Source organism: Sagittula salina, from assembly GCF_017813235.1.
Classification (GTDB): domain Bacteria; phylum Pseudomonadota; class Alphaproteobacteria; order Rhodobacterales; family Rhodobacteraceae; genus Sagittula; species Sagittula salina.
Window position 1 is genome coordinate 105,667 of the sequence record NZ_JAGISH010000002.1, and the last position, 11,891, is coordinate 117,557.

General features: G+C 65.8%; 9 protein-coding genes and 1 pseudogene. 3 read left to right on the plus strand and 7 right to left on the minus strand.

Going from position 1 to position 11,891, the window contains the following annotated elements; all coding sequences use genetic code 11:
- Nucleotides 1–228: 228 nt before the first annotated feature.
- Nucleotides 229–1,602 (minus strand): L-serine ammonia-lyase, encoded by a 1,374-nt coding sequence (locus J5474_RS04490; protein ID WP_209359615.1) that lies wholly within the window; start codon nt 1,600–1,602, stop codon nt 229–231.
- 103 nt (nt 1,603–1,705) lie between these two features.
- Nucleotides 1,706–2,433, minus strand: a pseudogene (locus J5474_RS04495) (glutathione S-transferase family protein).
- Between the two features lie 228 nt (nt 2,434–2,661).
- On the opposite strand from J5474_RS04495, the gene J5474_RS04500 reads away from it, so the two are divergent.
- Nucleotides 2,662–3,234, plus strand: coding sequence for a fasciclin domain-containing protein (locus J5474_RS04500; RefSeq protein ID WP_209359616.1), 573 nt, complete (start codon nt 2,662–2,664; stop codon nt 3,232–3,234).
- Nucleotides 3,235–3,413: 179 nt separating this feature from the next.
- Complete coding sequence (msrB, locus tag J5474_RS04505) at nt 3,414–3,863, plus strand: peptide-methionine (R)-S-oxide reductase MsrB (RefSeq protein WP_209359617.1); 450 nt, start codon at nt 3,414–3,416, stop codon at nt 3,861–3,863.
- 338 nt (nt 3,864–4,201) lie between these two features.
- Here the strand turns inward: msrB and J5474_RS04510 are convergent, their stop codons facing one another.
- The 3 genes from J5474_RS04510 to J5474_RS04520 form a co-directional block, all read right to left on the minus strand.
- The gene (locus J5474_RS04510) at nt 4,202–4,825 is read right to left on the minus strand and encodes a J domain-containing protein (RefSeq protein ID WP_209359618.1); all 624 of its coding nucleotides are present in this window, start codon (nt 4,823–4,825) and stop codon (nt 4,202–4,204) included.
- Nucleotides 4,826–5,358: 533 nt separating this feature from the next.
- The gene (gene gatB / locus J5474_RS04515) at nt 5,359–6,873 is read right to left on the minus strand and encodes an Asp-tRNA(Asn)/Glu-tRNA(Gln) amidotransferase subunit GatB (RefSeq protein ID WP_209359619.1); all 1,515 of its coding nucleotides are present in this window, start codon (nt 6,871–6,873) and stop codon (nt 5,359–5,361) included.
- A 172-nt stretch (nt 6,874–7,045) separates the two neighbouring features.
- Nucleotides 7,046–8,155 carry a hypothetical protein gene (locus J5474_RS04520; RefSeq protein WP_209359620.1) on the minus strand — a complete coding sequence of 370 codons (1,110 nt, stop codon included), beginning with the start codon at nt 8,153–8,155 and terminating at the stop codon, nt 7,046–7,048.
- A 618-nt stretch (nt 8,156–8,773) separates the two neighbouring features.
- Between J5474_RS04520 and J5474_RS04525 the strand changes: the two genes are divergently transcribed.
- Nucleotides 8,774–9,703, plus strand: a complete 930-nt coding sequence (locus J5474_RS04525) for a transglycosylase SLT domain-containing protein (RefSeq protein WP_209359621.1) — start codon at nt 8,774–8,776, stop codon at nt 9,701–9,703.
- Between the two features lie 136 nt (nt 9,704–9,839).
- On the opposite strand, the gene J5474_RS04530 is transcribed toward J5474_RS04525, so the two are convergent.
- Nucleotides 9,840–10,703, minus strand: a complete 864-nt coding sequence (locus tag J5474_RS04530; protein ID WP_209359622.1) for a lysophospholipid acyltransferase family protein — start codon at nt 10,701–10,703, stop codon at nt 9,840–9,842.
- Between the two features lie 235 nt (nt 10,704–10,938).
- Nucleotides 10,939–11,682 (minus strand): SDR family oxidoreductase, encoded by a 744-nt coding sequence (locus tag J5474_RS04535; RefSeq protein ID WP_209359623.1) that lies wholly within the window; start codon nt 11,680–11,682, stop codon nt 10,939–10,941.
- Nucleotides 11,683–11,891 lie beyond the last annotated feature (209 nt).

Consider the following 11,891-nt stretch of genomic DNA (forward strand, 5'->3'; position numbering starts at 1 on the left):
GAAGAACCCTGTTTCACGCACTGGACCCGCGACCTGCTAGAGGGTTTTGCCCACGCAGTTCGATAATCGGCGGGCGTGCCCCCCGCCTCTTCATCGGTACCTTTGTCCCCCTGAGTATTTCATAAATCGAGTAAACAGAGCCCCAGGCCCCGGCTTCTTTGGTTTCCAAATACCGCCGGGGTCCGGGGCGGAGCCCCGGCGGGTCGGCTTGCAGGGCACGGCGAAACCTCAGCAGTTCGGCACGTTCACCGCCAGTCCGCCCAGCGAGGTTTCCTTGTACTTCTCGTGCATGTCGTGGCCGGTCTGTCGCATCGTCTCGATGGCGGCATCGAGTGGCACGAAATGCGTGCCATCGCCGCGGATGGCCAGCGAGGCCGCGGATACCGCCTTGATCGCGCCCAGACCGTTGCGTTCGATACAGGGCACCTGCACCAGCCCCTTGACCGGGTCGCAGGTCATGCCGAGGTGGTGTTCCAGCGCGATCTCTGCGGCATTCTCGATCTGCGCCGGGCTGCCGCCCATCACCGCCGCCAACCCGGCGGCTGCCATCGCGGCCGCAGAGCCGACTTCCGCCTGACAGCCCGCCTCCGCGCCGGAGATCGAGGCATTGTACTTTACCAGCCCGCCGATCGCCGCCGCAGTCAGCAGAAAATCGGGAATCTTCGTGCGGCTGGCCCCCGGCACGTGATCCAGCCAGTAGCGGATCACGGCCGGCACGACGCCCGCCGCGCCGTTCGTGGGCGCCGTCACCACCTGGCCGCCGGCGGCGTTTTCCTCGTTCACCGCCATGGCGTAGACGCTCATCCAGTCGTTGCACACATGCGGCGCCGACAGGTTCCGCCCGCGCTCTGCGAGCAACTGCTCGTGGATGCGCCGCGCCCGCCGCTTCACCCCGAGGCCGCCGGGCAGAACACCGTCTCCCTCCAGACCACGGTCGATGCAGGCCGTCATCACCTGCCAGATCCGGGCCAACCCCGTGTCCAGCAGATCCGCACCGCCGCGCGACACCTCGTTGGCGCGCTTCATCGCGGCGATGCTCAGGCCGGAGGTCTCCGCCATCGCCAGCATCTCTGCCGCGCTGCGGAACGGGTAGGGGACGGGCGGGCCGTCGTCGGTATCCTTGCCCGCTGCCAGTTCCGCCGCTGTCAGGACAAATCCGCCGCCGACGGAATAGTAGGTTTCCTGCAGGATCACGTCGCCCTGTGCGTCCACGGCCTCCAGCACCATGCCGTTGGCGTGGCCGGGCAGCGCCGTGCCGAAGTCGAAGCGCAGGTCGGCGCCGGGGTCGAACGCGAGCCGCCCGAGGCCATCGGGTCGCAGGGCTCTATCCTCGCGGATGCGCGCCAGCGCCGCCTCGGCCGCCTCGTGGTCGTAGGTGGCGGGAACAAATCCCGCCAGCCCCAGCACCGTGGCCCGGTCCGTCGCGTGGCCGACGCCGGTGAACGCCAGCGAACCATAGAGCGTCGCCCGCACGCCCTGCGCCGCGAAGGGTGCCGCGCGCAGCCGGTCGAGGAAGCGCGCCGCCGCCACCATCGGACCCATGGTATGCGAGGACGACGGGCCCACGCCCACCTTGAACATGTCGAAAACGGATAGGAACATTGCGCCTGCCTTCCTGCTCTTGCCTGCACCCTACAGCCTGGCGTGCGCCGCAACGACACGGAACCGACCATTTGGATGCAGTTTCCACCGGCCTGCCGAACCGTCAGGTCGCCGATCCCTCGGGCGGCACAGCCAGTTGCGGCGTGGTGAAGGGGTGCCGCCCCAAGCCCTCTGCCGTTGCCGCGCGCCGGGTTGCGTCGCGGCGCTCCAGCCGCGCCGCCATGGCGGCAAGCGCCGGGTAATCCGCCAGCGGGAACCAGGCCGTTTCGCCCCTTGGATAAAGCGCGCACCAACGCAGCAACGGCGCCAGATAAAGGTCCAGCAGGTCCACCGCCGGCCCGCGCCCTGCCGGCGCGCGTCCCGCTGGCCCGCGTCTCGCCTGTCGGGCATCGAGCAGCGCCAGCGCGCGCGGCAGGCTCATGGCCCCGTGGCCGGTGTTGTTCCATCCCTGTACCTGTGCCCGAAACGCCGCCTGCGCGGCCCGATCCGGCCCGGCGTATTTTCGGGGTAGAAGGTCATCCGCAATTGCGCGTGCAGCGTGTTCGATACGAAGAACAGCCATTTCAGGAAATCGCCGCGTCCCGGGGTGCCGGGCGCGGGGGCCAGTTTCCCGGTCTCCTCCGCCAGCCACAGCAGGATCGCCGCTGTCTCGAATATCGGGCCGCCGGGTGTCTCCAGCGCCGGGATCAGTCCGGCGGGGTTCACCGCGCGGTAGGCGGCGCTGTCCTGCGCCCGTGCGTCGCGGCGCACAAGCTGCGCGCCCAGTTCCTCCAGCGCGAGCCGGACGATCAAAGCGGCATCGTCGGGGGCGTAGTGCAGGATCGGGGTCATCTGCCATGGGTGCCACGCCGCGCGACGAGGCACCAGCCCCGCCGGAGTCCCGCGCCGGAGTCCCGCGCATGAGTCCCGCGCATGGCCTGCCGTCTGGCATCACGCCCCCGTGCGCGAACGTGATCGGCCGCGCAAAACCGCGCGGGTGTGACGGTCGTATCTGTTTGTGACCGTCGCAGGAATGACCTCGGTTCGACTACGAAGACCAGATCTCAAAGGGAGACACCCATGAAGACGCTGACCACTCTGATCGCTTCCACCGCACTGGCCGCAGGCCTCTCCACCGCCGCACTGGCCGAAAGCCACGCCATGGCCGCCAACCCGATGGTGGGCGGTGCCGAGATGTTCGCCGACAAGACCATAGTCGAGAACGCCGCCAACTCCGCCGATCACACCACGCTGGTTGCCGCCGTGAAGGCCGCGGACCTCGCAGGCACGCTCTCGGGTGAAGGGCCCTTCACCGTTTTCGCCCCCACTGACGAAGCCTTTGGCAAACTGCCCTCCGGCACCGTCGAAACCCTGCTGAAGCCGGAGAACAAGGATCAGCTGACAAAGATCCTCACCTGCCACGTCGTTGCAGCCGATGCGATGTCGGACGCCATCGCGGGCATGATTGCCGATGACGGTGGAAGCCATCCGGTGAACACTGTCGGGGGCTGCGTGCTTCAGGCGAAGATGGACGGTGAAATGATCACGCTGACCGATGAGGCGGGCGATACCGCCACTGTCACCGTGGCAGATGTGAAGCAGTCCAACGGCGTGATCCACGTTATCGACACGGTAATGCTGCCCGCAATGTGATCCAGCGCCGTGATGCTGGGGATTGCTCCATGCCGGACCATTGAGGGCGGTAGGAGTTCTCGCAATCACGATCCCGCGCCCCCGGCTTGCCCCATGGCAGCCGGGGGCGCATCATTTCGGGAAATTCGTGGATGATCGCGCCTGACCAAGACGTTCCACGACCGAAAGAAGGAGCACGCATGAAAAGACGGTATTTCCTGCTGGGCGGTGCGACCGCCGCAGTCGCCCGCCCCGCCGCTGCCTTCGAGATCACCCGGACGGAGGCCGAATGGAAGGCCATGCTCTCGGCCATCGAATACAAGGTCATGCGCGGCGAAGGCACTGAGCGCGCCTTCACCTCGCCACTCAACGCCGAAAAACGCGCGGGCACCTTCCTCTGTCGCGGCTGCGATTTGCCGCTTTATGCCGCCGAGACGAAGTTCGACAGCGGCACCGGCTGGCCGTCGTTCTGGCAGGCGCTCCCCGGCGCGGTAGAGACAAAGCCCGACCGGTCAATCTTCATGACCCGGACCGAGGTACACTGCCGTCGCTGCGGGTCTCATCTGGGGCATATTTTCGACGATGGGCCTAAACCCACGGGTAAACGGCACTGCATCAACGGCGTCTCGCTGACCTTCCGACCGGCGTAAATTTTTTTTGGCCTGTGGTTTGGCCTGTGGTTTGGCCTGTGGTTTGGCCTGTGTTTTGGCCTGTGTATTAGCCGGTGTTTTAGCCTGAGTATTCGCCTACGTGTTGGCCTGAAATCGGACCCCAGATCCCGCCAGAAACGCAGGCACCCGGTCGTTTCGACCGGGTGCCTGTCCGTGAGCAGTTCTTCGGTCGAAGAGGACCTTGTGATGGCGTCAGGGTAGGGCGCGCGCCTGTCGACAAATTCTTCGCCGCCGACCGGACCGTAAACATTTGATGTTACCGCAAAAAAAACGCCTGCAATTGGAACAGTTGCAGGCGTTGGCTGTCGCGATGGCCGTCACTTGAAGCTGCGCGAATCCTTGATCTGGTCCCATGCCCAGACGACCTCCTGCAGCTGGTCCTCCTGGCTGCGGTCGCCGCCGTTCATGTCCGGGTGCAACACCTTGATGAGCTTCTTGTAGGCCTTGCGGATCTCCGCCTTGGTCATGGTGTCCTCGGCCTCGAGAATATCCAGCGCCTTGCGTTCGGTCGGCGGCAGCTTGCGCCCGCCAGCTTTCTTGCGGCCGGGGTTGCGCGTCGCATTGTCGCCCAGAACCTGATGCGGGTCCTCGATCCCGAGACGCGCCCAGGCCTTCGCCTCCGGATCGCGCCAATCGCGGGTCTTGCGTTCCCAGACCTTGTCCGAGGAGGTCTGTGCATTCATCTCCGCCTCGGTCTTGCCGTCGAAGAAGGACCACTTGGCGTTGTACTCGCGGACGTGGTCCTTGCAGAACCAGAAGAATTCATCCAGCACGTCCGGTGCCTTCGGCGCGCGGAATTTACCCGGCTCCTGGCAGCCCTCGTGTTCGCAGACACGCTGGGAGGTTTCGGATTCGCCGGTCATGCCGCGGCGCCCGCGCGGGTTCTTCTTCTTGGCGGACTTGATCGACATATCGAATCCGAAGGGATCGGCTCTGCTCATTTCTCAACCTCTCTCGACTCGGACGCCAGATTTTAGACATTCCACCGGCCATGAACAGGGCCAGAGCGGGTTCTGACAGAAAAAAATATCAGTGCCCTATGAACTCTGCGTGAAATCGCTGCGGGTTTTGCGGGATATGGGAGGCGCGGGGAATGGTATCGCGGCGGGCCAAGCCCGTGGGCCGTGCAAACCCGGGGTGCATGGACGGGCGCGCCGTCGTCGGGGTGATAAAAAGGGGCGGGTCCATGCGGACACCGCCCCGGAAATATGAAGAAACGGATGAAATCCCCCGCAATCAATCATTTGGCAGTGGCGCCCCGATCAATCCTGAAGCTCGCCCTGACCGGCGGGGGAAACCGCGCCGACGGGCGTGACCTGAGGCTACGCAGCGGGAGATCGCCGGGATAGTCCGGGATTCCTTACCTATGGTTAACGAATGGCATGTTCGTGGCAGAAACGCGTGCGCCGCGTTGCGACCGCAAAGGTCGCGCGGAAGCAGGCGGGGCCGCGACCCCGCCGAAATCAGCCGTGGCTCAGAGGCCGAGCTTGCTCATGACGATCTCGTTGACCGCCTTCGGGTTCGCCTTGCCGCCGGTGGCCTTCATCACCTGACCGACAAACCAGCCGGCAAGCTTGGGGTTCTGCTGCGCTTTCTCGACCTGCGCCGGATTGGCGGCGATGATCTCGTCCACCGCCGTTTCGATGGCGCCGGTATCGGTGACCTGCTTCATGCCGCGCTCTTCGACGATCTTCTCCGGGTCGCCGCCTTCGGTATAGACGATCTCGAAGAGGTCCTTGGCGATCTTGCCGGAGATGGCGTCCGACTTGATCAGGCGGATGATCCCGGCCAGCTGCTCCGGCGACACCGGGCTGTCCTCGATCGAATGGTCCTCTTTCTTCAGGCGACCGAAGAGTTCGTTGATCACCCAGTTGGCGGCGAGCTTGCCGTCACCGGCTCCGGCGGCGACCTTTTCAAAGAAATCTGCGTTCACCACTTCGGCGGTCAACACGCCCGCATCGTAGTCGGAAAGCCCGAAATCGGTCACGAAACGCGCCTTTTTCTCGTCCGGGAGTTCCGGCAGGGAGGCTTTGATGTCGTCGACCCAGGCCTGCTCGATCTCCAGCGGCAGCAGATCGGGGCAGGGGAAGTAGCGGTAATCGTGCGCCTCTTCCTTCGACCGCATGGACCGCGTTTCGTTCTTGTCCGGGTCATACAGGCGGGTTTCCTGATCGACCTTGCCGCCCGCTTCGACGATGGCGATCTGGCGGCGGGCCTCGACCTCGATGGCGGCCTGGATGAACCGCATGGAATTCATGTTCTTGATTTCGCAGCGCGTGCCGAGGTGCGAGAAATCCTGCGTTTCCTGGTAGCGTTCGTAGGCGCCGGGCAGGCAGATCGACACGTTCACGTCCGCGCGCATGCTGCCGTTTTGCATGTTGCCGTCGCAGGTGCCGAGGTAGCGCAGGATCTGGCGCAGCTTGGCGATATAGGCGGCGGCCTCTTCAGGACCACGTATGTCGGGGCGGCTGACGATTTCCATCAGCGCGACGCCCGTGCGGTTGAGGTCGACAAAGGACATGTGCGGGTCCATGTCGTGAATGGATTTGCCGGCGTCCTGTTCGACATGGATGCGTTCCACGCGCACAAGGCGGGCGATGCCCGGTTCCATGTCGACAATGATCTCACCCTCGCCCACCAGCGGGTGATAGAGCTGCGAAATCTGGTAGCCCTGCGGCAGGTCGGGGTAGAAATAGTTCTTGCGGTCAAACGCCGAAGTCAGGTTGATCGCGGCCTTGAGGCCGAGCCCGGTGCGCACCGCCTGTTCAATGCAGTATTCGTTGATGACGGGGAGCATCCCCGGCATGGCGGCATCGACGAAGGCGACGTTGGAGTTGGGCTCCGCGCCGAATTTCGTGGAGGCGCCGGAAAAGAGCTTTGACCGGCTGGCGACCTGGGCGTGTACCTCCATGCCGATGACCAGTTCCCAGTCGTGCTTCGCGCCCGCGATCACCTTGGGCTTGGGGGTCTCGAATGTCAGGTCCAGCATGGCGTGTCCTCAGTGGAAAGGGTCATCCGGGGGCTTAATCCAGCGGGCGCGCGGGGGCAAGACTGTTGGCCCATGGTGCGTGGCACCGGTGCGGTGCGGGTCTTGCCGGAGGCAGGCGAGGGGCGTGCCGGGGGTAGAAACGACGGAGGGGGCACTGGCCCCGTGTCCGGTCCTACTCCTTCACCATGCGCACGCCGTCCGGGGCAAAGACGAGGCGGCGGCCCGCCTCCAGCGCGGGGGCGTAGTAGTCGGCAAGCGAGGACCAGGCGCGGATGCGACCGCGCTTTTCCAGATCGTCGCCTTCACTGCCGAGGCGACGGCCGGGGGTGCGTGCCTCTGCCCAGATAAGCGGATGAAGCTCCCGCAGGTGATCCTGCGTGATCCAGCCGAAGCAATCCGCCACCCAGCGGTGCGCGGGCGGCGCGCCCGGAAACTGGCCCACCGTCAATCCGGTGAAGGCGGCGAGGCGGTTGGCCATGTCCTGCGTCGGGCAGCGTTCGAGGATCTCGTGCAGGCCCTCGCAAAACAGGTTGCCGTCCAGACGGTGAAAGGCGGCGAGGTCGCATTCCGCTGCGCCCATGGCGACCCATGCGTACCCCGCCATGCCCCAGGCCTCGCGTGTCTGGGCAGCGACGCGGCGGGCCTCGCGGTCCAGTATCGACCACGAACCACGGCGGTCGGGCAGGGCCTCGCGGCCGAGCGCCTTCATGCTTGCGGGAAGGCGCGGGTCGAGCTCGATCAGATCCTCGTAGTCGTCGGCAAAGCGCGTGGCGGGGGCCGGGTCCGCCTCCAGCACGGCGCAGCGCAGCGCCGCCCAGAGCACGGAATGCTGTTCGAACGGGTCGAAACGGTCCGCCATATGCGCCGCGCATCCCATATGATGCGCCCATGCGGCGCGGCGCGGTTCGGCCAGCCTCGCAGCCTTTGAGCCACCACGCCAGGCCCGCGCCGTCTCCACATGCGCCATGGCCACCACGTATGTCAGCTGCGGCTGGTCCGTATCCGGCTCGTCGCCAAGGCAGGCCTCGAACGCATTGAGGGATGCGCAGACCCGGGCCGTTTCCCCACGCGCAATGGCGGTGCGGGCGGCCTCGACCACATCGGCCCGCGCCCCGAGGGCAAGAAGGTGCGCCAGCGGCGTCAGTCCCGGCGTCAGCTGGCCTTCCGCCTCGGCCGCGCGCATCTCTGCGGCGAGGGTGTCCCATGCGTCCTGCCGGGCGAGGTGGCGGCCACGCTCCAACACGGCCCTGTGGGCGGCGGCTTCCGGGGCAGGGTCGCGCACCGGGATCTCCACCCGAGGTCGCAGCGGCGGCACGCTGCCCACGCCCGGAGCCTGCCACGTCGTTCCGCCCGTCCCGCGCCATGCGTCGGAAACGCCCGCGGCAACCGGGCCGGCCGCCCCGGGCGCCTCGGGCGCCGCGCGGCGCCAGGGCTGCGCCCTCGCATCAAGGGGCGGGCCGGGGTGCGGGGGGCGCCGGGCATGGAAATACGGCAGGGTGAAGCGGGCCAAGGGCAGGGATACTCGCAGATTCGCTGCCTGGCACACAACGCCATGGCCGCGGGGGGAAGGGGAACAAAGGACACCATGAACGGCAGGGGCACGGACAACAGGGGTGGGGTCGCCGGGGACATGGACATCGAGGACCAAGCGGTAGGGGCCGGTCCAACGCCTCCCCCCAGCGACGGGGCAGCTATTGCCGCACAATCGCGCCCCATCGCGGCCAAATCGGGGCGCCATCCGGAACGGGACCGGGCGCACGTCTGGTCTTTCTCGGGTCATTCCCGGGCGCAGATCCGGCAAAGTTTTGCCGAAACCGCCCTATTCCCCACAGATTCGGGTAAGGCTGCGACCATCACGGGTCTTGCCAAGACAAGCAATTATATGCAGCCTCGCGCCGTCATGTTGCGTGTTGCTGCCCTTATCACGCTCATCGGGACAGTGTCGGTCTGGACGCCAGCGGATGCCAATCCGCTCACCGTGCCTGCCGGGCCCGCATCGCCTGAAGTCGGATCTGACCAGGCGGTCTCTGTCTCGTTGCGCCCCGTCACCCGACGCCTCACGGTGCCGAAGGCCCGCTGGGACGCGAAACCAGGTCGCAAGCACTGGACGCTGGCCTCTCTCAAGGCCTTGCGAACCCATGCTCACAATCTACCCGATATCGTACCAAAGGATATAGCAAATTATTGTCCTTCTTATCCGAGTGCGACACGGGAGCAACGGGAGGCCTTCTGGGTCGGCCTGATTTCCGCGCTGTCATGGCACGAAAGCACCCACCGTCCCACAGCGGTCGGTGGCGGCGGGTTGTGGTACGGTCTGACGCAGATCCTGCCCGGCACCGCGCGCGGCTACGGCTGCCGGGCGCGCACCGGCGATGCCCTGAAGAACCCGGAGGCCAACCTGTCCTGCGCCTTCCGAATCATGTCGCGCACCGTGGCGCGCGATCGCGTCATCAGCGCGAACATGCGCGGCGTGGCGGCGGACTGGGGGCCGTTCCACTCCCGCAAGAAGCGATCCGACATGATGGCCTGGACCCGAAAGCAAAGCTATTGCGCCGGTCTGCCACGCTCGCTGCGCCCGCTGGCCCGCACCGAAGGGCTGATGGCTCGCGCCGAACAGGCAAGGCACGACCGGGAAATGGCGCAATACGCCGAGATCCGGCCGGAGGCGCGCCCCGATGTTGTTGTCGCCCGTGCCCGCATCGACCGGATTCTCCCGCAGGCCGAGCAGCCCGTGCGAGAAGCGATGGACATGCCAGTGCTCAGCACCCAGTCCGGGCAGGAACGCTCGCTGGACCTTCGGGCCCATACACGCCCCGCCCGACCGCTCTGAACACCCGCGATAGCTCCCTGAACAGCAAAGGCCCCCGCGAGGGGGCCTTTTTCGCATCAAGATCAAGCGCGGGGCCGGCCCGGCACGTTCCGCTCTTGTGTCTCTCTGCCGACCTGGGGCCGTTCCGATGCCCCTCTCAGGCCTTGCGCCAACTGGGTCGCCGGCTCGCGTCAAGCAGCGAAACCGCCGGGGCCTTCGGCCCGCCAAGCGCCAGCGCCGCGCGGCGCAGTATTTCGATGCCCTCCTCGGATTTCGCCGGCAGGGCGGAGGGAGAAATCGGCTCCCCGATTGTGATGCGGAAGGGCTGGCGTGCCTTGTTCAGCGTTTCGTGAAACAGCGAAATGTCGCGCAACGTCGGGTGCAGCAGATCGAAGAGGTAGAACATGACCGAGTTGCGCGCCCGGATGTTTACCGGGATCACCGGCATTTCCAGTTTGCGCGCGATCATCGCCGCCGAGGCCATCCACGGGCGTTCGTGCAGGGACAGCCCGCGACGCTTCGCCAAACGCCCGGAGGGAAAGATCACCCCAAGCCGCCCTTGCTCCACCGCCGCGCGGCAATAGGCCATGGTCTCGCGCGTTTTCGCGTGGGAACGTTTTTCCTGCCGCCATTCCACCGGACAGATTATGTCGTCGAGTTGCGGCAGCACGCGCACCACGTCCTTGTTGGCAAAGAAGTAGGTGTCGGGCCGGATTTCCGCCAGCGCGTTGTACAGCATGACTCCGTCGGCCAGCCCGGTGGGGTGGTTCGACACGATCAGCGCCGGGCCCTGACGCGGGATATTGTGCAGACCCGCGACCTCCACATCTCGGTAGACCATCTCGCCCAGGAGACGAAAACCGTCCTGCGCGCTAATGTGTTCCAGTTGCGCGGCCACGTCCAGCGTGCGGTCGTATTGAAGGACCCGCTCCAGAACGGCGCGGGCAGCGGCGACAAAGGCGTTTTCCCGGACAAACCAGGGGGCACGTTCCTCGATCAGGGGGTCGATACGGTCTTTCATGCGTCAGCCACGATCACGTTTGCGTAAGGTTTCCATGACAGAGGCTCCGGTTCCTGTCCAGTTTTCTTGGCGTCCGGGCCGGTGCGGCACCGTGTTGCATGCAGGACGCAGCATGTACAAGTTGGGGCATCTGCGTGCGAAAGAAAGGCCCCCGCGCCGTTTATGATCTGTTTAGTGGATAGTTACCGCGACTTAACCATTCCCGGGGTCGTCGTTAACCTTCTTGCCATTTTCATTACCGCCCCCCCGCGACATCGAGGATACTGCGCGTCACATAGGAGGCCCGCTCCGACAGCAGCCAGAGGATCGCCTCGGCGCATTCCTCCGGTGTGCCAGGGCGGCCCATGGGCGGGGTATGGCCGATCTTTTCCAGCCGGTCGGGGACGCCACCCTTGGCGTGGATGGCCGTGGCGATCAGGCCGGGACGGATGGCGTTGACCCGTATGCCCTCGGGCGCCAGTTCATCCGCCAGTCCCAATGTCAGCGTGTCGATGGCCCCCTTGGATGCCGCGTAATCGACGTACATATTGGGCGCTCCCAACCGTGCAGCCGCGGAGGAGACATTGACGATAGCGCCACCCGCGCCCCAGCCGCGCATGAGCCCGACAGCCTGCCGGGCCACCTCGATCGCTCCGAACACATTGACGGCAAAGACCTTTTCGACCCGCTCCGGCGTCAGATCCGCAAGCGAGGCATTCTTTCCGACGATACCCGCATTATTGACCAGCCCGACGCGCCCGGGCTTGATGTCGGAGAGCTTTTCGAACATGCGCGCAATAGCCTTGGGCTTTGAGACGTCCGCCTGAAAGAGGTAGGCCTGCCCGCCCATGCTCTCGACGACCGCCGCCGTTTCCTCCGCGCCCTGCTTGTCCTGGCCGTAGTGCACGACAATGCGCGACCATCCGGAAAACGCCGCCATTCGTGCTGTCGCTGCCCCGATTCCGGCCGAGGCCCCGGTGACGATCAAAAGTCCGCTCATGAAATCCCCCCCCGGCCCCCTCCTGCGCGGGTCTGCGCTCCGGTCCGGAGGCCGCTGCCCGGCGGCGATCCTAGTCCAGTGATCACGGCCCCCACAAGCCCTGGTGGGGAAGGGACACCCCTTCCGCGTCTTCTTGGTGGAAATACCTCCGGGGGTGCGGGGGCAGAGCCCCCGCACGGATCGCCTTGCGCGTAGCGCCAGGCGAAACC